We start from the raw sequence: 26,995 nt of genomic DNA on the forward strand, positions 1-26,995 counted from the left end.
TGACTGCGGCCAGTTCAGTAGGTGTCATGCCCCGGCCCGCTCGGGGCATCCAGCACGCCGCGGCCCTTGTGTGAATCACCACCGCCTCTGGAATGCTGGATCACCCAGTGCGCAAGGGCGCACAAGACGGGTGATGACGTGGGGGACCAAAGCACATGACCACCAAATCCGAGCTCCGTGCCAAGGCCCTCGCGGCGCGCGACGCGCTGAGCGAGAAGAAGCGCGCCACGGCCGCAACAAAACTCGCCAGGCGCGGGCTGCCGTTCAAGCTCTTGCCGGGCAGCATCGTGTCCGGCTATTCGCCGATCCGCAGCGAGATCGATCCGATGCCGCTGATGAAGATGCTCGCCGAGGAGGGCGCCAGGCTCGCGCTGCCTTGCGTCACCGCGCGCGGCCAGTCGCTGGTCTTCCGCATCTTTCATCCGAACGACCGCTTGATGATGGGCCCGCTCGGCATCCCCGAGCCGTCGCCGGCCGCGGCGGAAGTCGTCCCCGACATCATGCTGACGCCGCTCGCGGCCTTCGACCGTCTCGGCCATCGCATCGGCTATGGCGCCGGGCACTACGACCACACCTTCGCGCATCTGCGCAAGGCCAAGACCATCGTCGGCATCGGGCTCGCTTTTGCAGCGCAAGAGATCAAGGCGGTTCCGGCACTAGCCCACGACGTGGCGCTGGATTATGTGTTAACGGAATCGGACGTGTTCGATTTCCGGAGTTCTGAAGTTGCGCATTCTCTTCGTGGGTGATGTCGTCGGTCGTAGCGGCCGCAACGCCATCGCCGAATATCTGCCCGGCATGGTCAAGGACTGGTCGCTCGATTTCGTCGTCGTCAACGGCGAGAATTCGGCCGGAGGCTTCGGCATCACGGAAGCGATCTATCAGGAGTTCCTCGATGCCGGCGCCGACGCGGTGACGCTCGGCAATCACTCCTGGGACCAGCGCGAAGCCCTCGTGTTCATCGAGCGCGCCGAGCGCCTGGTGCGGCCCGCGAACTATCCGCGCGGCACCCCCGGCCGCGGCGCCGCCCTGGTCGAGACCAAGAACGGCAAGCATGCGCTGGTCGTCAACGCATTGGGCCGCGTCTTCATGACCCCGTTCGACGATCCCTTTGCAGCATTGGAGCGCGAGTTAGGGGCCTGTCCGCTCGGCATTGCGGCAGATGCCATCGTCGTCGACTTCCATTGCGAGGCGAGCAGCGAGAAGCAGGGCATCGGCTTCTTCTGCGACGGCCGCGCCAGCCTTGTCGTCGGCACGCACACCCATGTGCCGACCGCGGACCACCAGATCCTGTCCGGCGGCACCGCCTACATGACCGATGCCGGCATGACCGGCGATTACGATTCCATCATCGGCATGCAGAAGGAAGAGCCGCTGCGGAGGTTCACGTCGGGAATTCCGTCGGGCCGGTTCGAGCCGGCCGCGGGGGCGGCGACGCTCAGCGGCGTTGCGGTCGAGACGGATGATGCGACGGGACTCGCGTTGCGGGTCGCGCCAGTGCGCGTCGGCGGCAGGCTGGAGCCGACGACGCCGAAATTCTGGTTGAGCTGAATTCCTTTGCGGCACTGACGGTGCACCCTCGCCCCTTGTGGGAGAGGGTGGCTCGCCGCGTGGCGGCGAGACGGGTGAGGGGTTCTCTCCGCACGCGAGTCTCTCACATTTGAATTCGCGGACAGAACCCCTCATCCGGCGCTTCGCGCCACCTTCTCCCACAAGGGGAGAAGGTGCGGTGGTGTTCGCGGCGAAAGATTTACTCCGCCGTCTGCTCCCGCAACTCCGCGACATCCTTCGCCGTCAGCTTCGAGCCCTTGGTGCCGAACCTTCCCGTCACGTAATTCGCCACCGCGGCGATCTCGTCGTCGGTGTACGCGTTGCCAAACGCCGGCATCGACAGCGCGCCGTCGGGCGTATGCCGCTTCGTCCCCGAGATCACGATCTGCGCGACGTTGGTGGCGGCGGGGTCGTTGACGGCCCAGGTGCCGGTGAGCGTCGCCATCGGCGACACCGGGCTCTCGCCGCTCCAGCCGTGGCAGCTGGCACAGGCGCTGGCGAACACCTTCTTGCCGCGCGCATCCGCCGTGACGCCGTCCTTGTGCGAGGCGGGCGCGACGGGAGCCGTGGTGGCGGGCAGATCGGGCGAGGGCTGTGGCGGCACGCTGCGCAAGTAAGCAACGATGCTGCTGATGTCTTCGGGGGCGAACTGGCTAAAACTGTGGTCGACGGCTTCGCCCATCGGACCCGAGGCCGAGCCGTGGCCAGGTGCGTGGCCGAGCGACAGATACGAGACCAGATCCGCGTCGCTCCAATTGCCGAGGCCGGTGGCCCTTTCGGAGGAGACGTTGAAGGCACGCCAACCGGCGGTAATGGCGCCGCCGAACTTCCTGCGGTTGTCCAGCGCGAAGCCGAGATTGCGCGGTGTGTGGCACTCGCCGCAATGCGCCAGCGCTTCGGCCAGATACGCCCCGCGATTCCACTCCGGGCTCTTCGAGGTGTCAGGCGCAAAGCGCGTGTCCGGATTGAACACGGCCGACCAGACAATCATCGCCCAGCGCTGGTTGAACGGGAACGACAGCGTGTTCTCGGGCGCCTCGGCGCGCACGGCCGGCAGGCTGAACAGATACGCCTTCACCGCCAGCACGTCCTCGTCCGTCATGAAGGTGTAGGACGTGTATGGCATCGCCGGATACAGCCGCGCGCCGTCGCGGCGCTTGCCGTGCTGGACCGCGCCCAGGAAATCCTGGTCGCTGTAATTGCCGATGCCGGTGTCCTTGTCCGGCGTGATGTTGGTCGAATAAAGCGTGCCGAACGGCAGCTTGAAGGCGAGACCGCCAGCATAGTCCTTCTCGCCGGGCTTGGTGTGGCAGACCATGCAGTCGGCCGCCTTGGCGAGATATTCACCGCGCTCGACAAGGCTTGCCTTTTCGAGTTTGGCCGGCACGCCCGTGGGCTTGCCGGCGCGATAGTCCGCCAGCGCCACTTTCGTGCCGCCGGCGAAGTCGAGCGGACCGGGTCCGCGGATGATCCAGACGCCGAGCGCTGCCACGACGAGGGCGATCACGATGAGGCTTGTGAGAATACGCATCTTGCCGCTCATGCCTTCTTCCCCGCAGCCAGCAATTTCCGATCGATCGGCAGGCGCCGCAGCGCCACGCCGGTTGCGGCGTAGATCGCATTGCGCAGCGCCGGCGGTCCCGCCGTCGTGCCGGTCTCGCCGATCCCGCCGGGTGCCTCGCCGCTCTTGACGACGTGAACCTCGATCTTGGGTGTCTGGTTGATCCGCAACATCCGGTAGTCATTGAAGTTGGATTGCTGGACGCGACCCTTTTCGATCGTGATCTCGCCGTAGAGCGCGGCGGTGAGGCCGAAGATCAATCCGCCCTCGACCTGGGCCACGATCGTATCGGGATTGACGGCGATGCCGGTGTCCACCACCGAGGTCGCACGGCGCAGATTGACCTCGCCTTGCTCGTCGACCTCCGCTTCCACCACCGTGGCGATGAAACTCCCGAAAGACGGCTGCAGGCACACGCCGCGCCCGACGCGCGCCGGCAAGGGCTGCCCCCAATTGGCTTTCTCTGCAGCAAGATTGAGGACGGACAGGAAGCGCGGCTGATTGGCCAGCATGCCACGGCGAAACTCGACCGGGTCCTTGCCCGCCTTGCGCGCCAGTTCGTCGATGAAGCACTCGACCGCAAACACGTTGTTGTTGGGGCCGACCCCGCGCCAGAATCCGGTTGGTATCGCCGGCGGCTCTGCCCGCACATATTCGACGTGGACATTCGGGATCTCGTAGGGCACGTCCGTGGCGCTGTCGACCGCGTCGATGTCGATGCCCTTCTGGAACGCCGGAGGCAGCCAGCGTGCGATGATCGCAGCGCCGGCGATCTTGTATTTCCAGCTGGCGATCTTGCCGCCCGACAAGGTCGCTGCGATCGTGTCGCGATAGACCGGTCGATAGACGTCGTGCTGAATGTCTTCCTCGCGGGTCCACACCACCTTGACCGGACCCTCGACCTGCTTGGCGATGCGGACGGCCGCGACCACCATGTCGGGCTCGAGCTTGCGGCCGAAGCCGCCGCCGAGCAGGTGCTGGTTGACGGTCACCTTCTCGATCGGGAGCCCGGCGGCCTTGGCCGCCTCCGACTGCACGCGCGCCATGATCTGCGTTCCGGTCCAGATTTCGCAGGAGTCGGGCTTGCAATGCACCGTGGCGTTCAACGGCTCCATCGTTGCGTGCGCGAGGAACGGCAGCTCGAACGAAGCCTCGATCTTTTCGCCGGAGGCGAGGCCCTTGGCGATGTCGCCGGTGGATTTGGCGACCACGCCGTCCTTTGCGCTGGCGGCGCGCAAGTCTTCCCAGATCGCTTTCGAATCGATCTTCGCGTTCGGTCCCTCGTTCCACGCGATGTCGAGCGCATCCAGGCCTTTCTTCGCCGCCCACATGTGATCGCCGACGACTGCAACGAGATCGTCGAGCACGACGATCTGCCGCACGCCCGGAATCTTCCTGGCGGCATGGTCATCGACCTTGCCGACCTTGCCGCCGAAAACCGGGCACTGCGCCAGCGTTGCGAACTTCATGTTCGGCACGATGGCGTCGATGCCGTAGACCGCCTTGCCGTTGACCTTCTCGGGCGTGTCGAGCCGCTTGAACGGCTGGCCGATATAGACGAAATCCTTGGGGTCCTTGAGTGGGACGTCCTTGGGCGGCGTCTGGCCGCTTGCGGCAGCCGCAAGCGCACCATAGCCAAGCGTCCGGCCGCTCGCCTTGTGGGTCACCTCACCCTTCGACGTCGTGCAACTGGCGGGATCGACGCCCCATTGCGCGGCCGCGGCCTGCACCAGCATGGCGCGCGCGCTGGCGCCGGCATCGCGCAGCGGCTTCCAGAACGCCCGGACCGACGTGGAGCCTCCGGTCGCCTGAATGATGAAAATGGGATTGCCGTAAAGCTTCTCGTTGGCGGGTGCGTGCAGCAGCTGGACCTTCGCCCAGTCGGCGTCGAGTTCCTCTGCCAGGATCATCGAGACCGCGGTGTAGATTCCCTGTCCCATCTCGACTTGCGGCATCACCAGCGTCGTCAGACCTTCCGGGTCGATGCGGATGAAGGCATTCGGCGCGAACTTGTCATCGGTCTTGTCCTCCGGCTGCACCGGTTCGTTGACGGCGGCGCGGAGCGGCAGATGGAAGGCGAGCAGGAAGCCGGTGGCGAGGCTGCCGGTCAGAAGCGTGCGGCGGGAGACGCTGTTGTGCGCATTCATGGCGGACCTCACGACTGACGGCCGTTGGCGGCCTGCTTGATGGCCTCGCGGATCCGCACATAGGTGCCGCAGCGACAGATGTTGCCGGCCATGGCGGCGTCGATGTCGGAATCATCGGGGTTCGGCGTTGCCGCCAGCAGCGCGGCCGCCGACATGATCTGGCCGGACTGGCAATAGCCGCACTGGACCACTTCGGCCTCCAACCAGGCCTTCTGCACCTTCGCGCCCGCCGGCGTGGTGCCGACATGCTCGATGGTGGTGATGACGCGGTTCGCGACGGCGCTGACCGGCAGCACGCACGAGCGCACCGCCTTGCCGTCGACATGCACCGTGCAGGCGCCGCACTGCGCAATGCCGCAGCCGAACTTGGTGCCCGTCATCCCGAGGATGTCGCGCAGCACCCACAGCAGCGGCATGTCCGGTGGCGCGTCGAACGATTTCGTTTCGCCGTTGATGGTGAGAGTAGTTGCCATGTGCATCCCCTTGCTCGGCGATCGCTTGCGGCGATCATCTCGGCGAATTTTTCCGCGCGACCATAATCATAACGACGCGAAGCGATGAAGCGTCGAAATTCCCGGCAATGCATATTTGCGCGGGTAGCGCGTCAGGCCATGACGTTCACGAATTTGTGCGGCGATCGCAGCAACGGTTTTGGGCTAATTGATATGATAATCGTCATGTTTTGACGCTTTTTCGTCGTGCATGCCGTTGGTCATCGCACTCGATCGTGCGAACGCGCAAAATCATGCGAAGTCGAAACTCGTGCGATTCGAAAAGTCGGGCACGACACATCCTCGCTTGCGGCCATCCTTCGAGACGCCCGCCGACGGCGGGCCCTCGGGATGAGGATCGAGTGTGCGGACGCAATTTGAAGAGCACCAATGCCAATCAGCCTCATCCTGAGGAGACCGCGAAGCGGTCGTCTCGAAGGACGAGGCGCTTGCTCAGGCCTCGCCAAGCGCGAATGCGATAGACCCACCTTGCGGGCGAGGGCCTGTGGCGGCGCATGTTAAACTTCGGAATACTAGCAATATGCGCCTGTGTTGCCCGACGAGTCAAGCTGCGTCATGGGCTGCCGGCGCAAGTCGTTGATCTCCCACGCTGCGGCTACTGTGCATGGGGTTGTTTTCGAGCTTTTTGCTTCAGGGACGTCGGAGCGCCATCGCCAGCAACCGTCAGCTCTGCCGGAAGCCCATCCGGAAAGCGCCCCAGTGCTTGCCGCGGATCATGATCGGTGAGGACAGATCCTTCATCAGCACGAACTGCCCGCCGCCCATGTCGCGGCGATAGGTCTGGAGCAGGAACGGCTTGGTGTTGGCCGCGACCTTCTTCACCGCGCGGTCGGTGAACAGGCGGCGATTGCGGCAATTGGCGTTATTCCAGACCGGGTCCTTGCCCTGCGGCAGGCGGTAGTTCGGATTGTGCGTCGGCAGATAGCCGCCCTTGGCCCAGGCGACGCAGAACACGATGCGGGAATCGGATTTCTGGATCGGGTCCTGGATCGCGGGAAGCACGCGGTCGGTGAAGTCGACGTAGCTGGTATTGTACTGCTTGGGATCGGTGCCGGCGATTTCCCGGTAGTTCTCGTCCATGAGCTGGTCGAGCGAGATCTCGCCGCGGTCGATCGCGGCCTCGAACTCGTCCGAGATCCGCTTTGCGGTCTCGACGACGACGCGAATCAGCGGCGCATCCGACGTCTCGACGCCGCTGTCGGCGATCAGCGCGATCAGCGCTTCGGACGTGTCGAGCAATTTTGTCACGCGCTGATCGGCGTTCTTGAGATCGCGCGAGGAGAGGTCGACGCCCTTGGCGAGCTCGTTGAGCTCACCGATGACGATGTCGCAGTGTCCGAGATTGGAGGTCGCCGCGCGCGTGACGCTGCCGATCTCCGCTTCCACGGAGGCGAAGCCCTGCTGGACCCGCGAGATGATGCCGGAGATCTGCTGGGCGCCTTCGCCGGCGGTCTTGGCGCGCTGTGAGGCGTCGCTGCTCTCGCCGATCAGGCCTTCGATCTGGCCGTCGAGATCGCGCACGGTGTCGGAGATCTGATGCGTGGCCTGGCGGGTGGCTTCCGCGAGGTTCTTCACCTCGCTTGCGACCACCGCGAAGCCGCGGCCGGCATTGCCGGCGCGTGCCGCTTCGATGGTGGCGTTGAGCGCGAGCAGATTGGTCTGCTTTGCGATCGCCTCGATCGAGCCGGATACCTTCGCCACCTGCGCCAGCGCCGAGCCGACGGCGCTCAAGCGCGCCTCGATCCGCTCCACCGCCGCGACGAGTTCGGCGATGTGGCTGACGGCGGTGTCGACGGCGCCGCGCGACTGCGCGATCTCGCCGACCGCCGCTGACGTGGTCGATTGCACCGCCTGCGATGCATTGGCGATGTCGTGGTTGGCCGAGACCATCGTCTCGGCGGTCTTCTGGAGGTGATGGAACCGTTCCGACTGGTTCGAGACGCGGTTCGCGACTTCCTGGACGTTGCCGGCAATGTCGGCGAGTTCCACGCCGAGGCCGCCGATGCGGTCGGCGAGCTGATCGATCAGCCGCTCGGCGAGTGTCCGGTTGGAGCCGGTGTCCAGTACTGCAAGTTGTACGACGGACATGTCTTGAGAGTCCTCCAGTCAGAGCCGTTCGCCGGCTCACCGCGGCATTCCCATTCCAATCCCAACCCTAAAGGATGATTCGCGACCGGCGTCTTGCCTGAGCGTGCACTCGGGCACAATTCGCGCCCTGTTTCCTAGGATTGAGCATGAACTTGTCGAAAAAACGCTGCATGGTTTTTCGGGTCGTGCCCTAGAGCTTGTAGGCCGTGCGAAATCCACCCCAGTGCCGGCCCTGCACGCGGATCGGGACGTCGATCTCGCGCATCATCACCGTGTTCCCGTTGCCCATGTCGCGCGCATAGCTCTGGATCAGATACGAGCGCAGGTTGCGCGCGGCAGCCAACCCAGCCGGATCGTTGAACATCCGCCGGTTGCGGCTGTTGGCCGTGTTCCAGGCGACGTCACCCGGCCGCTGCGGATGCGATAGATCCTGTTGTGCACCGGCAGGAAGCCGTTGCGATCGACCATGGCGCAGAACGCCATGCGCGGGTCCTTGGCCAGGAAGGCTTCCTGGAACGAGGGCAGCGCGCGATCGGCCCAGTCCAGATATCTGGTGCGGTATTGCTGCGGATTGGTTGCGGCGATCTCGGCGTAATCGGTGTCGAAGAGGTCGTCGATCCTGACGTCGCCGCTTGCGATCGCCTGCTCGAAGATCCCGGTCAGCGCGTTGCCCGCCTCCATGGCACGGGTGACGAACTCGGTGTTTTCTTCGTGGATCGACCAGAGCCTGTCCTCGATCTTCTCGTTCAGCTCGGCATTGGGACCGACGAATTGCGCGCGGGCGCCCGCCTTGGATTGCTCGACCACGCGAAGGCGGCAGGCGCCGACGTCTTCGAGCGTGCCTTCGATCATTGCTTGCGGTGCAAGGCGGCCCGCCTCCGCGCCGCCGATCAGCACGCCGTCCATCGCGATCTCGTAAACCGGCCATACGCCGCGCGCGGTTTCGAGCTTGAGATGGCAGGGCAGTCGCTCGGTCTTGCGGCGATCCTCGTTCTCGCTCTGGCGGAGCAGCACGGCGCAGCGCGATTTCAGTTTCTGCGCGAATGCGGTGACGGCCTTGCCGGCGCTGGCGACGTTCTCGCCGTGGGTCTCGGCCGCCTTGGTCGCAGCATCGATCTCGGCCGCGCTTTCGCCGACCGAGATGATGAACTCCGACGCGCTTGTCGCGTTGCCGGAGACCTCGCTGGTGGTGGCGTTCTGTTCGGCGACCGCGCCGTTGACGGTCTCGAACACCGGGCGGATTGCCTCGATGGCCTGCGAGATGCGGTGGACGGCATCGGCTGAGCCGGCCGCGTCGCGCTGCAGCGCGTCGATCTTTTTGGTGATCTCTTCCGTCGCGCCCTGGGTCTGCACCGCGAGTGCCTTGACCTCGGTGGCGACGACCGCAAAGCCTTTGCCCGCAGCCCCCGCACGCGCGGCCTCGATGGTCGAGTTGAGCGCAAGCAGCGTCGTCTGCCGCGCGATCTGCGCGATCAGATTGACGACGTTGCCGATGGCGGCCGAGGACTCGCGCAGCCGATCGACATTGGCGCGGGCTTCCTGGGCTGCGGCGCTGGCCTCGTCGGCCAGCTTGCCGGCCTCGCGAACCTGCGCCCCGATCCCCAGCGCCGACTGGGTGAACTTGTCGGCGGCATGGGCAAAGGTGGAGGCGGTCGACTGCGCAGCGTTGGTCCGGCCGGTCAGGGCATCGGTGCGGTCGCGAATGGCGGCGAGCGTCGTGGCCGTCGCCTCGGCGCCGCCAGCCACCGAATTGGCGGCACGCTCGAGCTGGCGAATCATCGCTCCAAGCTCGAGTTCCAGCAGTTCCAGGATTTCCTTGGCAGAATCCGCGTCGACGGCCGCAGCGGGTTCGGAATTGGCCGCAGGCTGCGCAGCCTGCGGGGCTGCCGCGGGCGCAGTCATGTCCGGCAGACGCTTCCGAAATAGTCCGAACGCCATCAGGTCTCTCTTGTCGGGGGACGGTCCGACGCTATTTTCGCAGGCTGGAATGAAATCAGGGTTAACGAAGCCTGACATCTAGGCACAAGACAGTAAGGTGTTACCTTAAAGTCGTAGAGCCTCTTTCTTTCCGGTGGGGGCGCGGCTTATAACGCCGCGCTTCCCACGCTCATCTTTTGGCGCACGATTCCTTAGAGAAGACACGCATGGCCGGACATTCCCAATTCAAGAACATCATGCACCGCAAGGGGCGGCAGGATGCCCAGAAGTCGAAGCTGTTCGGCAAGCTGGCGCGGGAAATCACCGTCGCGGCCAAGCTGGGGACACCCGACCCCAACATGAACCCGCGCCTGCGCGCGGCGATCATCGCGGCGCGTCAGGAGAACATGCCGAAGGACAATATCGAGCGCGCGGTCAAGAAGGCGCTCGGCAGCGAGGGCGAGAACTACGACGAGATCCGCTACGAGGGCTACGGTCCCGGCGGCGTCGCCGTCATCGTCGAGGCGCTGACCGACAACCGCAACCGTGCCGCTTCCGACATCCGCTCCTTCTTCACCAAATCCGGCGGCAATCTCGGTGAAACCGGCTCGGTCTCCTTCATGTTCGACCGTACCGGCATCGTCGAGTACGACCGCGGCGTCGCCTCCGACGACGCGGTGCTGGATGCCGCGATCGAGGCCGGCGCCGACGACGTGATCTCGGGCGAGAACGGCCACGAGATCTATGCCTCGACCGAAGGCTATCGCGACGTCGCCAAGGCGCTGGAAGCCAGGTTTGGCGAGCCGCGCAAGGCCGCGCTGATCTGGAAGCCTCAGAACACGGTCGCGGTGGACGACGAGACCGGCGAGAAGCTGCTCAAACTGATGGACCTGCTCAACGAGCACGACGACGTCCAGAACGTCTATGCCAATTTCGAGGTGTCGGACGCGCTGATGGCGAAGATGGGCGGGTAGGGCGATCAGGGCGATCGCGTGGACGGTGCGCTCCCTCGCCCCGCTCTTGCGGGAAGAGGCGAAGAGCAGCCCCCCGCTTTCCCCTGTTACTTCCGTTCTGTTTCTGTTTCGCTCCAAGCAGCCAGCCGCTATCACTGGCCCATGACTGCGCTCCCGATTCGTGGCCCCATTCGCATCATCGGCATCGACCCCGGCCTGCGCCGTACCGGCTGGGGCGTGATCGAGGCCGAGGGCAATCGTTTGATCTATGTCGCCTGCGGCTCGGTGGAACCGCCGGACGATCTGCCGCTGTCGAACCGGCTGCTCGCCATCCACGAAGGGCTTGCGGCGGTGCTGTCCGATCACAAGCCGATGGAAGCCGCCGTCGAGCAGACCTTTGTGAACAAGGACGGCGTCGCGACGCTGAAACTCGGCCAGGCGCGTGGCGTCGCCATGCTGGCGCCCGCGATGTTCGGCATCAGTGTTGCCGAATACGCGCCCAACCGGGTGAAGAAGACGGTGGTCGGCGCCGGCCATGCCGACAAGCAACAGATCGCGATGATGCTCAAGATCTTGCTGCCCAAGGCCGATCCGCCGTCCGCGGACGCCGCCGACGCGCTCGCCATCGCCATCACCCACGCCCATCACCGCCAGAGCACGGCGCTCAGGTTGAAGGTGGTGGGGTTATGATCGGCAAGCTCAAGGGCCTGATCGATTCCTACGGCGAGGATTATGTCGTCCTCGACGTCGGCGGCGTCGGTTACCAGGTGCATTGCTCGGCGCGCACGCTCCAGCATCTGCCGGCGCCCGGCGAGGCCGCAGTGCTGTCGATCGAGACTTATGTCCGCGAGGACCAGATCAAGCTGTTCGGCTTCCGCACCGACCAGGAGCGCGAATGGTTTCGCCTGCTCCAGACCGTGCAGGGCGTCGGGGCCAAGGTCGCGCTGGCCGTGCTCGGCACGCTGGCGCCGTCCGATCTCGCCAACGCGATTGCGCTGCGCGACAAGGCCGCGGTGGCGCGCACGCCGGGCGTCGGTCCCAAGGTGGCCGAGCGCATCGTCACGGAGTTGAAAGACAAGGCGCCGGCCTTCGCCAATGTCGACCCGGCCGTCGTGCACCTCGCCGGTGCCATCGACGACCAGCGCGCGCCGCGCCCGGTGGCGGATGCGATCTCCGCGCTGGTCAATCTCGGCTACGGCCAGCCGCAGGCCGCCGCCGCGATCGCATCGGCGTCGCGCAGCGCCGGTGAGGGGGCGGAGACGGCGCAGCTGATCCGGCTCGGGTTGAAGGAGCTGGCGAAGTGAGCGATCCCAAGGCCAACCGCATGGTCACGCCGGAGCGCCGCAGCGACGATGTCGGCGACACCGCGTTGCGGCCGCAATCGCTGTCCGACTTCGTCGGCCAGCAGCAGGCGCGCAAGAATCTCTCGATCTTCATCGAGGCGGCGCGCAAGCGCGGCGAGGCGCTGGATCACGTGCTGTTCGTCGGTCCGCCCGGCCTCGGCAAGACCACGCTGGCGCAGATCGTCGCGAAGGAACTCGGCGTCGGCTTTCGCGCCACGTCAGGCCCCGTGATCGCCAAGGCCGGCGATCTCGCCGCGCTGCTCACCAACCTCGAGGAGCGCGACGTGCTCTTCATCGACGAGATCCATCGCCTCAGCCCCGCGGTCGAAGAGGTGCTCTATCCCGCGATGGAGGATTTTCAGCTCGACCTCATCATCGGCGAAGGGCCGGCGGCGCGCTCGGTCAAGATCGAGCTGTCGAAATTCACCCTCGTCGGCGCCACCACGCGCGCCGGGCTGCTCACCAATCCTTTGCGCGATCGCTTCGGCATTCCGGTCCGGCTCAACTTCTACACCATCGAGGAGCTGGAAAGCATCGTTACCCGCGGCGCGCGCGTGCTCAATGTCGGCATGAGTGCTGACGGCGCCAACGAGATCGCGCGCCGCGCCCGCGGCACGCCGCGCATCGCCGGCCGCCTGCTGCGCCGCGTGCGCGATTTCGCCTCGGCGGCCGATGCCGACGAGATCGACCGCAAGATCGCCGACCACGCGCTGAGTGCGCTCGAGGTCGACGCCGCGGGCCTGGACGCCATGGACCGTCGCTATCTCACGACCATCGCGACGAACTATGGCGGCGGCCCGGTTGGCGTCGAGACGATGGCTGCCGCGCTCTCCGAGCCGCGCGATGCCATCGAGGACATCATCGAGCCCTATCTCATCCAGTGCGGCTATCTCCAGCGCACCCCGCGCGGCCGGCTGCTCACCTCGCACGCGTTCCGCCATCTCGGCATTGCCGAACCGTCGCGCGATGCCGCGGCGCAATTCGGCTTGTTCGGCACCGACGAGGCCGACGACTGATGCGCACGTCGCGGGCGCCGGATGTCATGAACTTCCGGTAATCTTTTGTGCAGACAGCCTGCACGGAGATGCTATCCGTCTGCACGAGCGCACCCCAATTCCGCTCCAATCGGACCGCATCACCAAAGCGTATCATCACCGGGCCGCCATGATCACGCGCCGTCATTTCTTCCGTTCCATCGGCGGCCTGTCGGCCCTCGGCGTCTCGACCGGGGCCTATGGCGTCGGCGTCGAGCCGCTGCTGCGGCTCGACGTCACGCGCTATCATCCGGCGCCGCGGCAGTGGCCGGCGGATTTTCCGTTGAAGATTGCGGTGATCGCCGACATCCATGCCTGCGATCCCTGGATGTCGCTGGAGCGGATCGAAGCCATCGTCGATCGAACCAACGCGCTCAACGCGGACATCATCGTCTTGCTCGGCGACTACGTCGCCGGTCTGCACCAGGTCACGCGCATCATTCCGGCGAGTGAATGGGCGAGAGTGCTGGCTGGCCTGAAAGCGCCGCTCGGCGTTCATGCCGTCATGGGCAATCATGACTATTGGGTGGACAGGGCCGTGCAGCAGGCAGGGCACGGACCGACCATCGCCCACCGCGCGCTGGAAGCGGCCGGCATTCCCGTCTACGAGAACGACGTCGTGCGCCTGATCAAGGACGGCCGCCCGTTCTGGCTCGCGGGCCTCGGCGATCAGCTCGCCTTCCTGCCGGCGCGGCGCTTCCAGAGCATAGGGCGCTTCGGCGCCGACGATCTCAACGCGACGCTCGCCAAGGTCACCGACGACGCGCCGGTCATCCTGCTTGCGCACGAGCCCAACATCGCGCCGCGCGTGCCGGCGCGCGTCGCGCTGCAACTGTCCGGCCATACCCATGGCGGCCAGGTCCGCCTGCTCGGCTGGTCGCCGGCGGTTCCGCCGCAGCACGGCGTCCGGCTCGCCTATGGTCATGTCCGGTTGAAATGCGACGTCATCATCTCCGGCGGCCTCGGCTGCAGCATCATGCCCGTCCGATTCGGCGTGCCGCCGGAAATCGTCGAGGTGACGCTGGGGCGGGGGCCGGCGATGGCGTAGCCCCGCTTGCGCGGCCGGCCGTTTTTGCGCAAAACGGACCGGTAGCGAAATGCGAAGAGGCTCGCGACGTGACAGCTCATCTCGACGGCGAGATCCGCGACGGCCGCCACCACATGCAGGTCCGTGTCTACTACGAGGATACGGATTTTTCCGGCATCGTCTATCACGCCAACTATCTGCGCTTCATGGAGCGCGGGCGCACCAATCATCTGCGCCTGATGGGCGCCGAGCAGCAGGCCCTGTTCGAGCAGCCTGCGACGGAAGATTCCGGCTTTGCCTTCGTGGTGCGCTCGATGCGCCTCGATTTCATGAGGCCGGCGCGCATGGACGACGTGCTCGACGTCGTGACCTGGCCGGTCGCGGTGAAGGGCGCCTCCATCATGCTGGCGCAGGAGGTGCGCCGCGGCGAGGAGGTCCTCGTGAAGGCCGAGGTGCGCGTCGCCTTCATCAGCGGCGGCCGCGCCCAGCCGATCCCGAAATCGATCCGCGCCTTGATGAAGGCTGATCTGATTTCGTGATTGCCCGATAGGTGATCGTCTATCGACTCCGGCGCCCGTGGCGATAGATTTGCGGTCCCGACCAATCGATGAGGCTATCATGTCGCGCCCGCCGCTGCCGCCCTTCACGAAAGAGACCGCCGCGCAGAAGGCGCGCATGGCCGAGGACGCCTGGAATTCGCGCGATCCGGTGCGCGTCTCGCTCGCCTATACCGAGGACAGTTGCTGGCGCAATCGCTCGGAGGTGTTCCAGGGCCGCGAGGCCATCGTCGCCTTCCTCACCCGCAAATGGGAGAAGGAGCACGACTACCGCTTGATCAAGGATCTCTGGGCCTTCGACGGCAACCGCATCGCGGTGCGCTTCCAGTACGAATGGCACGACGCGTCCGGCCAGTGGTATCGCTCCTATGGCAACGAGCAGTGGGAGTTCGACGAGCACGGCCTGATGCGGCGCCGCGAAGCCTCGATCAACGACATCGCGATTGCGGAGAAGGATCGCCGGTTTCACTGGGCCGCGCCAGGGCCAAGGCCGGCGGATGTAGCGGGGTTGGGGACGGATCCGTTCTGACTACCCACCACCCCAATTGCTCTTGCCTTTTGCTTTTGGGAAGTCCTCCCAGAACCACATAATGCCTAACGCCGCCACGAAGCCGGCGGCCATTACCATCCAGCCTTTCCATCGAAGTGCGAAGAATAGGAGATAGACTAGAGCTCCCAGCCCTACGACAATTAGGGCGAGTGCAACGATCAGGCTTATCGTTCGACGAATTGGGCTCATTCCTATCCAGCCTCAAGCGTAGTCCGCTACTTAGGCGATGTGCGCCTCGCCAGAAACCTCGTGATCGCCCCGCCAAGCTTCGCGCTATCCAGCGGCTCGGCAAGCGACGCCCTCGCCGTTGCGACAACATGCTCCGGCGCCTTGCCGTCGCGCAGCGCGCAACAGACTTCCGCGAACTCCACGTCGAACTCCGGATGCGGCTGCACCGACAGGGTCGTACCGTTGGCGTAAAGCAGGCCGGCGTGCGGCGTGAAGTCGGACGAGAGGATCGTCAGCGCGTCGTTCGGCGGCTCGATCACCTGGTCCTGATGCGATGCGGCGATTGCGACCGCCTCCCCCTCGACGACGCCGTTCTCGGGCAGCACCTGATAGACGTGCCGGCCGATGCCCCAGCCCTTCTCCGACTTGCGCACGGTGCCGCCGAGCGCCTGCGCGATCAGCTGATGGCCGAAGCAGACGCCGACCATCGGTGTCTTGCTGGCATAGGCGGTGCGCACAAAATCTTCCAGCGGCGCGATCCAGTCGAGCCCGTCATAGACGCCGGCGGCCGCGCCCGTGATCAGTACGGCCTCGAGCTTGCCCGGATCGGGCAGCGCATCGCCATTCGGGATGCTGACGATTTCGACCGTGGCGGTCGGGTCCTCGGCGCGGACCATGCGTTCGAACATGTCGGGAAACGAGCCGTGCTGCTCGCGATATTTTGGCGGGACCTGTCCGGTCTCGATGATGGTGATGCGTGCCATGTGCCCTCAGGTAAAGACGTTGCGCAAGCTCAGTCGCTTTCTGCCCCATGTTGCTGGTGCGGCGCTGCGGGCTCCAGCAATGCGCTTTCCCTGCGGACCTCGCCGAGAAAGGCCTTTGCCAGGCGCGACAGCGGCTCGGCTTCCGACCATAGCATATAGGCCACCGTGCGCGTCGTCGGCGTGAACGGCCGGACCACGAGGCCGCTGCCGCCGTTCTGCCGCGGCGAGAAGGGATCGACCACCGCGGCGCCGACGCCTGCGGCGGCGAGCACGCAGGCCGTGTTGCAGTAACGCACCTCGACGGTCGGCCGGAACGGCGCGCCGGCGCGGGCAAAGCCGTCGCGCACGGCCTCGCCGAGCCGCGTGCCGCGCTCCAGCCCGATGAAGGGCAGTCCGGAAAGATCGGCGGCCGAGATCACGGGCCTATCGGCAAGCGGATGCTGCGGCGGCAATACGCAGACCATCTCGCCGGTGTGCACCACCTCATGCGCGATGCCGGGATGATGCGTCAGGCCAAGCGCGAAGCCGAGCTCGGCGACGCGGCTCAGCACGCCCTCGATGATGCCCTCATAACGCCGCACGTCGAAGAACACGCGCGTCTCCGGGCGACGGCGCAGGAAGCCCGACAGCGCGGAAGGGATGATGCTGTAGGCGAGCGGCGGCGTCGCCACGATCGAAAGATGCCCCGAGCGGTTCTCGCGCAGATCGCGGACGCGGTTCTCGAGCTTGGCGTGCAGCGCGAAGATTGCCTCGCTCTCCTTGTAGAGTGCCATGGCTTCCGCGGTCGGAAACAGCCGGTTGTTGACGCGCTCGAACAGCGCAAAACCCGCCTGCGCTTCCATCGTCTTCAGCGCATTGCTGACGGCAGGCTGCGACAGCGCCAGTTCGTCGGCCGCGGCAACCGTTGTGCGGTGGCGGATGACGGCACGCAGGATCTCGAGCTGGCGCAGGTTCATATCACTGCCGATTATACTCAGGGCCAAAAGATCATAGCAGAACGAATTGATTTTGTAGCCCCGCTTCCGCGTAATGACCGCGGATTTGCACGTTGCATCAAAGGGTTCATTCGCCCATTGAGGCAGCACTGCGCACAGATTGGAGGCAATCTTGGTTCGTGTCCTTCGCGCCGCCGCAGCACAGATGGGGCCGACGCAAAAAGCCGATACGCGCGAGCATACGCTTGCGCGCATGATCGGCCTGCTGGACGAGGCCGCCGGCCGCGGCGCCAGCCTCGTGGTGTTTCCCGAGCTCGCCTTCACCACATTCTTCCCGCGCTGGCTGCTCGAAGGCGACGAACTCGATAGCTATTTCGAGCGCGGCATGCCGAACCCGGCCGTGGCAAAACTGTTCGACCGCGCACGCGCGCTGCGCGTCGGCTTCTATGTCGGCTATGCCGAGCTGACGCCCGACGGTCGCCGCTATAATTGCGCCATTCTGGTCGATCGCGACGGCGAGCTGCTCGGCCGCTATCGCAAGGTGCACCTGCCGGGCTCGGTCGAGCCGCGGCAAGGTGCGCGCTACCAGCAGCTGGAGAAGCGCTATTTCGAGTATGGCGACCTCGGCTTTCCCGCCTTCCGCGCCGGCTCGACGTGGGCCCACGCCATCATGGGCATGATGATCTGCAACGACCGCCGCTGGCCGGAATCCTGGCGCGTGCTCGGCCTGCAGGGCGTCGAGCTCGTCTGCATCGGCTACAATTCGGCGGCGTACGATCCCAATGGCGGCACGACGGAAGACGGAACGCTCCGTACCTTCCATTCGACGCTGGTGACGCAGGCCAACGCCTACATGAATGCGACCTGGGCGATCTCGGTGGCGAAAGCCGGCGAGGAGGACGGCTCCGGGCTGATCGGAGGCTCCTGCATCGTCGATCCCAACGGCCGTATCGTCGCGCAGGCCGCGACGCTCTCAGATGAGGTGATCGTCGCCGACGTCGATCTCGACCTCTGCCGCCAGGGCAAGGACAAGATGTTCAACTTCGCCGCCCATCGGCGGCCCGAGCAATACAGGGTGATCACCGAGCGTGCCGGCGTCATCGAGCCGGCCGTCCTCGACGCGGACTGACCAAATGGCACGGCGCTGGCAACGGAAGAAGATTGGCAAAGGAGTTGATATGACACGCCTCTCGCTTTCTCTCGGTCTTGCAGCGTTCGCTGCCGTCGCCTCCGCGCAGGCGGCCGAGCTTCCCGCGGAAATCAAGCAGGCGGGCACGCTGCGGCTGACCGTCAATTCAACCTACGCGCCGATGGAGTATCGCGATCCCGCGACCAACGAATTGGTCGGGCTCGACATCGATCTGGCCAACGAGCTCGCCAAGCGGCTCGGAGGCCTCAAGATCGTCTGGAGCGAGACGCCGTTCGCCGAGCTGATCCCCTCGCTCCAGACCAAACGGGCCGACTTCATCATCTCCGGCATTTCCGACCGTGCCTCGCGGCGCGAGACTGCCGATTTCGTCGATTACCTCGCGACCGGCCCGCAGTTCTTCGTGATGGCGGAGAGCGATTCCAAGGCCGCGACCGATCTCTGCGGCAAGAAGGTCGGCACCACGCGCAGCACCAGCTTCCCGGTCGAGATCGAGAAGTGGAGCAAGCAGAACTGCGAGCCGGCCGGAAAGCCGGCGATCCAGTACGTGCCCGGCGAGAACTCGATCGACGTCCGCAACCAGCTCAAGCAGGGTCGCATCGACGCCGCCGTGCAGGGCAGCGAGACGCTGCCTTATGCGCAGACGCAGGAGACCGGCAAATACCGAATTGTCGGTGAGGCCTTCGCCAAGGGCTATCAGGGCATCATGTTCCGCAAGGACGATGCGGCCCTGCGCGAGGTCGTGACGGAGAAGCTCGCCGCCATGATCGCCGACGGTTCCTACAAGGCGATTCTCGACAAATGGGGCCTTGGCGCGAACGCGGTCGCCCAGCCCATGCTGAACGCGGCGCCGCAATGAAGCCAGCGCCGGCACTCGCGGAGGGTTTCCCCGACTTGTCGGGGATGCAGATCGCGCGCGAGCCGCACTGGTTTCGCTGGGTCAGCGCGGCGCTGATCGTTCTCGTGCTAGCCGCGATCGCGCGCGCGTTCGCCAACGGCCAGATCGAATGGTCCTATGTCAGCCGCTTCCTGACCGCAAAGGTCATCCTCGAAGGCATCGTCAACACCATGGTGATGGCGGTGCTGGCGATGGCGCTCGGCATTTTCCTCGGCATCGTCGTGGCGGTCATGCGGCTGTCGCCCAATCCGGTGCTGAAGACGGTCGCGGCCGGCTACACCTGGCTGTTCCGCGGCACGCCGCTGATTTTGCAATTGCTGCTGTGGTTCAATCTCGCGCTGGTGTTTCCGACCATCGGCATTCCCGGCCTGTGGTCCGCACGCGCCGTCGACGTCATGACGCCGTTCCTCGCCGCGTTGCTCGGGCTCGGCATCAACCAGGGTGCCTACACGTCCGAGGTGATGCGCGCCGGCATGCTGTCGGTCGATATTGGGCAATACGAGGCGGCACAGGCGATCGGCATGGGACGGCTGCGCGCACTGCGGCGGATCGTCCTGCCGCAGGCGATGCGGGTGGTGATCCCGCCGCTCGGCAACGAGTTCATCGGCATGGTGAAGGCGACCTCGCTTGCGAGCGTCATCCAGTATCCGGAGCTGCTGCACAACGCCGAAAACATCTACTACGCCAATTCGCGCGTGATCGAGCTCCTGATCGTCGCCGGGCTCTGGTACCTGCTCGTCGTCTCGATCCTGACGCCGCTCCAGATGCTGCTCGAACGTCGCTTTGCCCGCGGCACATTGCAGTTTGCGCGATGACAAAACCCCTCGTCGCGATCCGCTCCGTAGCCAAGAACTTTGGCGAGTTTCAGGCTCTCAGAAGCGTCTCGCTCGACGTCTGGCCCGGCGAGGTGATGTGTCTGATCGGCGCCTCCGGCTCGGGCAAGACCACGCTGCTTCGCTGCATCAACCAGCTCGCGGCGATCGATGCCGGCGGCATCTGGCTCGACGGCGAATTGCTTGGCGTGCGCGAGCAGGGCGGGCGGCTCCATCGCCTCACCGAACGGGAGATCGGGCGGCAGCGGCTGAAGACCGGCATGGTGTTCCAGCGCTTCAACCTGTTCCCGCACAAGACCGCGCTGGAGAACATCACCGAAGGTCCGCTCCAGGTGCAGGGGCGCAAATCCGACGAAGTGCGTGCCGAAGCGCTCGAACTGCTGAGGCGGGTCGGATTGTCGGCCAAGGCGGACTCGTATCCCGCCCAGCTTTCCGGCGGCCAGCAGCAGCGTGTGGCGATCGCGCGGGCGCTGGCGATGAAGCCGATGCTGATGCTGTTCGACGAGCCGACCAGCGCGCTCGATCCCGAGCTCGTCGGCGAGGTGCTCGCCGTCATGAAGGAGCTGGCGAAGAGCGGCATGACCATGATGGTGGTGACGCACGAGCTGGGCTTCGCCCGCGAGGTCGCCGACCGCGTCGTCTACATGGACCAGGGCGCGATCGTCGAGCAGGGGCGCGCCTCGGATGTATTGGGTGCGCCGCGCGAGGAGCGTACGAGGGCATTTCTTTCGGCAGTGATCTAGCAATGGGGACATGTTGATGAAGAGACTTTTCGTTGCGGCGGCGCTTTTCGGCGCCATGAGTGTTCAGGCTTTGGCGGTCGAGCTTCCGGCGGAAATCGTCAAGCGCGGCAGCATCAAGGTTGGCATCGTGCCGAACTATCCGCCGATGGAGTTCCGCGATCCCGCGACCAACGCGCTGTCCGGGTTCGATGTCGAGCTTGGCGAGGCGATCGGCCGCAAGCTCGGCGTCAAGATCGAGTGGCAGGAGACCAGCTTTGCCGAGTTCATGCCGTCGATCGCGACAGGCCGGGTGGATGCAATCCTGTCGGGCTTCACCGACTATGCGAGCCGGCATGAGACCGCGACCTTCGTCGATTATCTGCGCAGCGGTCCGCGCTTCTTCGTTCAGCAGTCTCGCGCGGCCGAATTCAAGGATGCCGCCGCGCTCTGCGGCAAGAAAGCCGGCGCCAGCCGCCGCACCATGTTCCCGGCGCAGATCGCGGCCTGGAGCGAGAAGAACTGCGGCGGCAATGCGATCGTGTTCGTCGGCACCGACGGCTCGGCCGATGCCCGCACCCAGCTCAAGCAGGGACGCATCGATGCCGCCGTCCAGGGCGACGAGACGCTGCCCTACATCACGGATCAGGAGCCCGGCGCCTATGTGCCGATCGGCCGGACGCTTGCGCAGCAGTTCACCGGCATTGCCCTGCCGGTCAAGGAAAAGGCGCTTCACCAGGCGATGCTGGAGGCCGTCGATGCGCTGATCGCCGACGGCACCTATCGTACGCTGCTGGCGAAGTGGAAACTGAGCGATAACGCAATAGAGAAGGCGACCATCAATGCTGGACAGTAAGGCACTCCAGAGCATCCCGCTCGTTCCGGCCAACACGGCGGATCCCGCGCCGGACTATCCCTGGCCGACGCCGTACAAGTCCGCGATGTTCCTGTCGTTCGACGTGGATGCGGAGAGCGCCTGGACCAGCAAGGACGCCGTGCACGCCCAGCGGCTCATTACCATGAGCTATGGCGGCTACGAGGCGCGCGTCGGCACGCCGAAACTTCTGGAGCTGCTCGACCAGCTCGATCTCAAGGCGACGTTCTTCGTCACGGGATGGTCGGTCGATGCGCATCCGGCGATGGCTGAATCGATTCTCAAGGCCGGCCACGAGATCGGCCATCATGGCTATCACCATCTCCTGCCCGATCCCGGCGATCCCTGGATCGAGGAGGAGCTGGAGCGCGGTTTCGAGGCGCTGAAGCGCCGGCTCGGTGTCAAGCCGACCGGTTATCGCGCGCCTTATGGCGAGTTCACCGAGGAGCTGCGGGTGGCGCTGGTGCGCCACGGCATCGTCTACACCTCCTCGTTCCGCGACGACGTGCGGCCCTACCGGCATCGCCTTGCCGACGGCAAGCCCGGCACGATCGAGCTGCCGGTGACCGCGAGCTATGACGACTGGATGCACGGCCTGTCTGCGCGCTTCAGCCCGCGCTCGATCTTCCCGAAAGAGCATGTGCTGTCGATCTGGAAGGACGAGCTCGACGAAACCAGGGACTGGGGCGCGATGGTGACCACCGTGCTGCATCCGCAATGCAGCGGCCGTCCGATGCGGCTGCGCCTGCTGCGCGAGTTCCTGGCCTACGCAAAATCCTGCCCCGACGTCTGGATCACGACCGGCGAGAAGATCGCGGAAAACTTTCTGCGCCACGAGGCCGGTAACCGCTAGGCAGCCCCATGACCCGCCGTCGCATCCTCGTCATCAACCCCAACTCGTCCGCATCGGTGACGGCGGCGATCGACGACGCGGTCGGGCCGCTGCGCATTGCAGGTGGGCCTGACATCGAGGTGGTTGGCCTTGCCGAGGGCCCGCCCGGCATCAGCTCGCAACGCGACGCCGACAGCGTCGTGATGCCGCTGGTCAACCGTGTGTCGCGCGACGATGCGGATGCCTTCGTGCTCGCCTGCTTCAGCGATCCCGGCCTGCATGCGGTGCGCGAGGCGGCCGGTGGCCGCGCGGTGCTGGGCATTGCCGAATGCGGCATCTTTCGCGCGCTGATGCTGGGCGAACGCTTCGGGGTCATCGCGCTGTCGCCGTCGAGCATCCGCCGCCAGCAGCGCATGGCGCGGGTGATGGGCGTTGACGGCCGCTACGCCGGAAGCTGGTCGGTTGGTGCGAGCGCGGCGGAGACCGCCGGCGCCGACATCCGGGGACGCCTCATAGAAGCCGGCCGCGCGCTGGTCACCCAATGCCGCGCCGATGTCGTCGTGATGGGCTGCGCCGGCATGGCCTCGCACCGCGCGGCGATTGCGGAGGCGATCGGCGTGCCCGTGGTCGAGCCGGCGCAGCAGGCGGTCGCGGCCGCGATCGGCGCGGTCTTGCTCAACACGTAAAACGCCATTGATGCAGTCCAGGAGCCCCTTGTAATGCCGATCTCCCGCCGTTCGCTCCTCGGAGCCGCCGCAGCAATGCCGGCGCTGTCGCTGCCGAGCATCGTCCGCGCCGAATCCCAGACCACTCTGCGCTTCATCCCTGTCATCGACCTTGCCTTCGTCGATCCCATCTATTCGACCGCGCAGGTGTCGCGAAACCATGGCTTCATGGTCTACGACACGCTCTACGGCATGAGCGCCTCGCTCCAGGTCTCGCCGCAGATGCTGTCGGGCCACGCCATCTCCGGCGATCAATTGCAATGGGACCTCAGCTTGCGCGATGGCCTGTTCTGGCACGACGGCGAGCGCGTGCTGGCCCGCGACTGCGTCGCCAGCATCCGCCGCTGGGCCGCGCGCGATGGCTTTGGCGGCGAGCTGATGGAGGCAACCGCCGAGCTGATCGCAGCCGACGACCGCAGCATCCGCTTCCGCCTCAAACGCCCGTTTCCGCTGCTGCCGCAGGCGCTCGGCAAGGCCGCGATCAACGCCTGCTTCATGATGCCGGAGCGGCTGGCGAGCCAGGACCCGTTCAAGCCGCTCACCGAAGTCATCGGCAGCGGTCCGTTCCGCTATCTCGCCGACGAGCGCGTGCAGGGCGCACGCAACGCCTATGCCAGGTTCGAACGTTATCAGCCGCGCGCCGACGGCAAGCCGGATTGGACCGCGGGCCCGAAGATCGTGCATTACGACCGCGTGGTCTGGACCACCACGCCCGATGCCGGCACCGGCGTCGCCGCGCTCCAGACCGGCGAGCAGGATTGGCAGGAGACCACGCCGCACGATCTGCTTCCGATCATCAAGGCCGCCGGCGATATCGAGACGCGCATCCTCGATCCCCGAGGCTATGCCTGCATGCTCCGCCTCAATCACCTCCAGCCGCCGTTCGACAATCCCGCGATCCGCCGCGCGCTACTCGGCGCGATCGATCAGTCCGCGTTCATGACCGCGGTCGCCGGCACCGATCCCGCCTACCAGGTATCGCCGATCGGCTACTTCGCGCCGGGAACGCCGATGGCCAGCGAGGTCGGTCTCGACGTGTTCCGCGGCCCGCGCGACTACGCCAAGGTCAAGGCCGATCTGAAAGCCGCCGGCTACAACGGCGAGAAGATCGTGCTGCTCGTGCCCACCAATTCGCTGGCGCAAAAACCGCTCGGCGAGATCGCGGTCGATAGCTTGCGCAAGGCCGGCATGAACGTCGAATATGCCGGGCTCGATTTTGCCGTCGTCCTCCAGCGTCAGCTCAAGAAGGACCCGATCGGGCAGGGCGGCTGGAGCGCCGCGGTCGGCAACTGGCAGGGTATCGATTGGCTCAACCCCGCCGGCAACACCAACATCCGCGGCGAGGGCAAGGTCGCCGGCTGGTACGCCAGTGAAAAGATGGGGCCCTTGCGCAGCCGGTGGCTGGCAGCCTCCGAGCTTGCCGAGCAGCAGCGCATCTGCCGCGAGATCCAGGCAGTGGCGTTCGAGGAAATCCCCTATATTCCGATCGGCCTGTACAAGCAGCCGACTGCCTATCGCAAGGCCATCACCGGCATTCTCGACGGCACCGCCGTCTTCTGGAACGTACGCCCCGCATGAGCACGGTCGCAATTTTCGGCAGCTATGTGCTGTCACGGAAAGACGGCGCGCAGGACGTTCTGCGCGACCATTGGGTCCTCGTTGAAGGCAGGAAGATCGCCGCAGTCACGCGCGATAAGCCGCAGGCGGACCAAGTCTACGATCGTCCTGGCCGCTTCGTGCTGCCGGGCCTGCTCAACCTGCACAATCACTGCTTCAGCGAGGCGGTGGCGCGCAGCCACAGCGAGGACGGAAATGGCCGCAAGAACAACCAGAGCATCGTCTACACGGTGCTGCTGCCGCTGACCAAGCGCGGTGCCGAGCTGCTGTCCGCGGAAGAGCGCATGGCGGTAGCGCGGCTCGGTATCCTCCAGCTTCTGAAGGGCGGCGCCACCACGGTGATGGAACCGTTCCGCAACTCGATCCCTGAAATGTTCGATGCTGCCGAGGAGATGGGGATCCGCTTCTACGGCGCGCCATATCTCTTCTCCACCTCCGATGCCAAAGCAGGTCCGGACGGCGTCGTCCGCTATTCCGGCGATGACGGCACCGCCGACATGGCGACGTGGGACGCGCTTTACCAGCGCTGGAACAATCGCGGCGACGGCCGCATCGGCCTTGCGATGAGCCCGCACGCCACCGACACCTGCAGCCCGGATCTGCTGAAGGCTTGCGCGACGCGTGCGCGCGAGCTCGGCGTGCCCATCACCACCCACATGGCGCAGAGCCGCGCCGAGGTCGAAACGATCGGCCAGCGCTATGGCGGCCGTACGCCGGCGCAATATCTCGACTGGCTCGGCTTGCTGGCGCCCGATCTCATGGCGGCGCACTGCATGTTTAGCAGCGATGACGATCTCAAGCTGATGGCCGCGCGTGGCATGACTGTCTTGAATTGCCCGCGCGTGTTCGCGCGCGCCGGCGTCACCGCCGCCTTCAGCCGGTTCGCGGAGCACGGCGTGCGCACCGTGGTCGGCACCGACGGCTACAACATGGACTTGCTCGGCGAGCTCAACGCCGCCTCGCTGATCTCCAAGATCACGTCGCAGCGCGCTGATGTCGCCAACTCGCCCGAGCTGATCGAGGCAAACACGGCCGTGGCCGCCGATGTCATCAAGCGGCCTGATCTCGGCAGAATCGAACCCGGCGCGACCGCCGATCTCACCGTGGTCGATCTCACTCACCCGCATCTCCAGCCGCTGTTCGATCCGCGCCGCGCGCTGATCGCGCTCGCCAACCGCGCGAATATCGACCAGGTCATGGTCGACGGCCGCGTCCTGGTCGATGCCGGACGTTATCTTGGCGCCGACGAAGCGGCGATCACGGCAGCCGGAACCGCGGCGATCGGCAAGATCTGGGACCTGCCGGAGGCGCAGGCCGCATTCAACGGCTGACGGCTGGCTCATCGAATTCGGCGAGAGCCTTGCGCATGGTCTCGACCAGATCCAGCGCCACCGGCGAGGGGCTGCGCTGCGCCGGAAAGACCGCCGAGAACTCGAAGTCTATGCGCGGCAGGAAGCGGCGCACGACGACGCCGCGGGTGGAGAATTCCTGCGCGGTGAAGGGATCGCAGATCGCAACGCCAAGCCCCGACGACACCATGCCGCACATGATCTCCGACAGCGCGGTCTCCACCCGCAGCACGCGGCGGACGTCGTGACGGTGGAAGATCTGGTCGACGAGGTGCCGGCTCGACGATCCCGCCGACAGCGAGATGAACGTCTCGCCCTCGAAATCGCGCGGCTCCAGAACTTGTTTCTCGGCGAGGCGATGACCCGTCGGCAGCACCGCGACGCGCGCCGGCGCCGGCAATCTCTGGCTCGGCAAGCCGGAATGCGCGATCGGCACCTCGGCAAAACCGACGTCACACTGGTTGTTCAGCACCCAATCGACCACGATCGGCGAGATCACGCCGAAGAAGGCGAGGTTGAGGTTGGGTCGCTCTTTCAAAAAATGCCCTGTGAGCCGTGGCAGATAGCCGTTCGACAACGCCGGAAGTGCGGCGATCCGCAGCGAGCCGGTGCGGCGGCCACGGATTTCTTCGGCCGCCGCCGTGATGCGTTCGAGGCCGACAAAGGAGCGCTCGACTTCGGTATAGAGCGCCATCGCTGCGGCGGTCGGCACCAGGCCAGTGCCACGCCGCTCGAACAGCTCCATCTTCAGCAGCGCCTGCAGGTCGCGCAGCAACCGGCTGACCGCCGGCTGTGTCACGGTCATTAGCGCCGCCGCCTCGGTGACGCTGCCGGTCAGCATGGTCGCGCGGAAGGCCTCCACCTGCCGCGAATTGATCCGGGCCATCTCAACTT

General features: G+C 65.7%; 25 protein-coding genes and 1 pseudogene. 18 read left to right on the top strand and 8 right to left on the bottom strand.

Going from position 1 to position 26,995, the window contains the following annotated elements; translation table 11 throughout:
* Window positions 1-155 precede the first annotated feature (155 nt).
* Both NR187_RS02830 and NR187_RS02835 read left to right on the top strand, forming a co-directional pair.
* The gene (locus NR187_RS02830; protein ID WP_211382143.1) at window positions 156-749 is read left to right on the top strand and encodes a 5-formyltetrahydrofolate cyclo-ligase; all 594 of its coding nucleotides are present in this window, start codon (window positions 156-158) and stop codon (window positions 747-749) included.
* A complete protein-coding gene (locus tag NR187_RS02835) occupies window positions 727-1,551 on the top strand; it encodes a TIGR00282 family metallophosphoesterase (RefSeq protein WP_211382144.1) in 825 nt (274 codons plus the stop codon). Before NR187_RS02830 ends, NR187_RS02835 begins: the two co-directional genes overlap by 23 nt.
* Before the next feature lie 199 nt (window positions 1,552-1,750).
* Here the strand turns inward: NR187_RS02835 and NR187_RS02840 are convergent, their stop codons facing one another.
* The 5 genes and pseudogenes from NR187_RS02840 to NR187_RS02860 all read right to left on the bottom strand — a co-directional run bounded on the left by NR187_RS02840 (window position 1,751) and on the right by NR187_RS02860 (window position 9,797).
* On the bottom strand, window positions 1,751-3,094 hold the full coding sequence (locus NR187_RS02840; RefSeq protein ID WP_211382145.1) for a c-type cytochrome: 1,344 nt from the start codon (window positions 3,092-3,094) through the stop codon (window positions 1,751-1,753).
* Window positions 3,091-5,259: a xanthine dehydrogenase family protein molybdopterin-binding subunit gene (locus NR187_RS02845; RefSeq protein ID WP_211382146.1), complete on the bottom strand. Its 2,169-nt coding sequence runs from the start codon at window positions 5,257-5,259 to the stop codon at window positions 3,091-3,093. The genes NR187_RS02840 and NR187_RS02845 overlap by 4 nt, the downstream gene beginning before the upstream one ends.
* Before the next feature lie 8 nt (window positions 5,260-5,267).
* Window positions 5,268-5,732, bottom strand: a complete 465-nt coding sequence (locus NR187_RS02850) for a (2Fe-2S)-binding protein (RefSeq protein WP_211382147.1) — start codon at window positions 5,730-5,732, stop codon at window positions 5,268-5,270.
* Window positions 5,733-6,434: 702 nt separating this feature from the next.
* Window positions 6,435-7,859, bottom strand: a complete 1,425-nt coding sequence (locus NR187_RS02855) for a methyl-accepting chemotaxis protein (protein ID WP_211382149.1) — start codon at window positions 7,857-7,859, stop codon at window positions 6,435-6,437.
* Between the two features lie 190 nt (window positions 7,860-8,049).
* A pseudogene (locus NR187_RS02860) lies at window positions 8,050-9,797 on the bottom strand (methyl-accepting chemotaxis protein).
* 206 nt (window positions 9,798-10,003) lie between these two features.
* Here NR187_RS02860 and NR187_RS02865 point away from each other — a divergent pair.
* From NR187_RS02865 to NR187_RS02895, 7 genes are all read left to right on the top strand, one after another.
* Window positions 10,004-10,750, top strand: a complete 747-nt coding sequence (locus NR187_RS02865; protein WP_211382151.1) for a YebC/PmpR family DNA-binding transcriptional regulator — start codon at window positions 10,004-10,006, stop codon at window positions 10,748-10,750.
* Window positions 10,751-10,891: 141 nt separating this feature from the next.
* On the top strand, window positions 10,892-11,419 hold the full coding sequence (gene ruvC / locus NR187_RS02870) for a crossover junction endodeoxyribonuclease RuvC (protein WP_211382152.1): 528 nt from the start codon (window positions 10,892-10,894) through the stop codon (window positions 11,417-11,419).
* Window positions 11,416-12,033 (top strand): Holliday junction branch migration protein RuvA, encoded by a 618-nt coding sequence (gene ruvA, locus NR187_RS02875; protein WP_211382153.1) that lies wholly within the window; start codon window positions 11,416-11,418, stop codon window positions 12,031-12,033. Before ruvC ends, ruvA begins: the two co-directional genes overlap by 4 nt.
* A gap of 20 nt (window positions 12,034-12,053) precedes the next feature.
* Complete coding sequence (ruvB, locus tag NR187_RS02880; protein ID WP_211382431.1) at window positions 12,054-13,088, top strand: Holliday junction branch migration DNA helicase RuvB; 1,035 nt, start codon at window positions 12,054-12,056, stop codon at window positions 13,086-13,088.
* A gap of 148 nt (window positions 13,089-13,236) precedes the next feature.
* Window positions 13,237-14,154, top strand: coding sequence for a metallophosphoesterase (locus NR187_RS02885; RefSeq protein WP_256805668.1), 918 nt, complete (start codon window positions 13,237-13,239; stop codon window positions 14,152-14,154).
* A gap of 113 nt (window positions 14,155-14,267) precedes the next feature.
* The gene (ybgC, locus tag NR187_RS02890; RefSeq protein WP_249128908.1) at window positions 14,268-14,672 is read left to right on the top strand and encodes a tol-pal system-associated acyl-CoA thioesterase; all 405 of its coding nucleotides are present in this window, start codon (window positions 14,268-14,270) and stop codon (window positions 14,670-14,672) included.
* 79 nt (window positions 14,673-14,751) lie between these two features.
* Complete coding sequence (locus NR187_RS02895; RefSeq protein WP_211382156.1) at window positions 14,752-15,219, top strand: nuclear transport factor 2 family protein; 468 nt, start codon at window positions 14,752-14,754, stop codon at window positions 15,217-15,219.
* Window positions 15,220-15,455: 236 nt separating this feature from the next.
* Here the strand turns inward: NR187_RS02895 and NR187_RS02900 are convergent, their stop codons facing one another.
* Together NR187_RS02900 and NR187_RS02905 are read right to left on the bottom strand one after the other, a co-directional pair.
* Window positions 15,456-16,172 (bottom strand): type 1 glutamine amidotransferase, encoded by a 717-nt coding sequence (locus NR187_RS02900; RefSeq protein WP_211382157.1) that lies wholly within the window; start codon window positions 16,170-16,172, stop codon window positions 15,456-15,458.
* A 29-nt stretch (window positions 16,173-16,201) separates the two neighbouring features.
* Window positions 16,202-17,128 carry a LysR family transcriptional regulator gene (locus NR187_RS02905; protein WP_211382158.1) on the bottom strand — a complete coding sequence of 309 codons (927 nt, stop codon included), beginning with the start codon at window positions 17,126-17,128 and terminating at the stop codon, window positions 16,202-16,204.
* Window positions 17,129-17,279: 151 nt separating this feature from the next.
* On the opposite strand from NR187_RS02905, the gene NR187_RS02910 reads away from it, so the two are divergent.
* The 9 genes from NR187_RS02910 to NR187_RS02950 are packed head-to-tail and all read left to right on the top strand — an operon-like array spanning window position 17,280 to window position 26,083.
* On the top strand, window positions 17,280-18,236 hold the full coding sequence (locus NR187_RS02910; protein ID WP_256805669.1) for an N-carbamoyl-D-amino-acid hydrolase: 957 nt from the start codon (window positions 17,280-17,282) through the stop codon (window positions 18,234-18,236).
* Between the two features lie 49 nt (window positions 18,237-18,285).
* Window positions 18,286-19,113 (top strand): ABC transporter substrate-binding protein, encoded by an 828-nt coding sequence (locus tag NR187_RS02915; RefSeq protein ID WP_211382160.1) that lies wholly within the window; start codon window positions 18,286-18,288, stop codon window positions 19,111-19,113.
* The gene (locus NR187_RS02920) at window positions 19,110-19,967 is read left to right on the top strand and encodes an amino acid ABC transporter permease (RefSeq protein ID WP_211382161.1); all 858 of its coding nucleotides are present in this window, start codon (window positions 19,110-19,112) and stop codon (window positions 19,965-19,967) included. Before NR187_RS02915 ends, NR187_RS02920 begins: the two co-directional genes overlap by 4 nt.
* On the top strand, window positions 19,964-20,728 hold the full coding sequence (locus NR187_RS02925; protein WP_211382162.1) for an amino acid ABC transporter ATP-binding protein: 765 nt from the start codon (window positions 19,964-19,966) through the stop codon (window positions 20,726-20,728). The genes NR187_RS02920 and NR187_RS02925 overlap by 4 nt, the downstream gene beginning before the upstream one ends.
* Window positions 20,729-20,744: 16 nt before the next feature.
* Window positions 20,745-21,560, top strand: coding sequence for an ABC transporter substrate-binding protein (locus NR187_RS02930; RefSeq protein WP_256805670.1), 816 nt, complete (start codon window positions 20,745-20,747; stop codon window positions 21,558-21,560).
* Complete coding sequence (locus NR187_RS02935) at window positions 21,547-22,431, top strand: polysaccharide deacetylase (RefSeq protein WP_256805671.1); 885 nt, start codon at window positions 21,547-21,549, stop codon at window positions 22,429-22,431. The genes NR187_RS02930 and NR187_RS02935 overlap by 14 nt, the downstream gene beginning before the upstream one ends.
* Window positions 22,432-22,439: 8 nt before the next feature.
* Entirely contained in the window at window positions 22,440-23,096 is a 657-nt protein-coding gene (locus NR187_RS02940; protein WP_211382165.1) for an aspartate/glutamate racemase family protein, read from the top strand.
* A gap of 33 nt (window positions 23,097-23,129) precedes the next feature.
* The gene (locus NR187_RS02945; RefSeq protein ID WP_211382166.1) at window positions 23,130-24,713 is read left to right on the top strand and encodes an ABC transporter substrate-binding protein; all 1,584 of its coding nucleotides are present in this window, start codon (window positions 23,130-23,132) and stop codon (window positions 24,711-24,713) included.
* Window positions 24,710-26,083 (top strand): amidohydrolase family protein, encoded by a 1,374-nt coding sequence (locus NR187_RS02950; RefSeq protein ID WP_211382167.1) that lies wholly within the window; start codon window positions 24,710-24,712, stop codon window positions 26,081-26,083. Before NR187_RS02945 ends, NR187_RS02950 begins: the two co-directional genes overlap by 4 nt.
* Here NR187_RS02950 and NR187_RS02955 read toward each other — a convergent pair.
* On the bottom strand, window positions 26,073-26,987 hold the full coding sequence (locus tag NR187_RS02955) for a LysR substrate-binding domain-containing protein (RefSeq protein WP_211382168.1): 915 nt from the start codon (window positions 26,985-26,987) through the stop codon (window positions 26,073-26,075). The genes NR187_RS02950 and NR187_RS02955 overlap by 11 nt on opposite strands.
* Window positions 26,988-26,995: the final 8 nt, after the last annotated feature.

Source organism: Bradyrhizobium sp. Bra64, assembly GCF_024519875.1.
Classification (GTDB): Bacteria; Pseudomonadota; Alphaproteobacteria; order Rhizobiales; family Xanthobacteraceae; genus Bradyrhizobium; species Bradyrhizobium japonicum_G.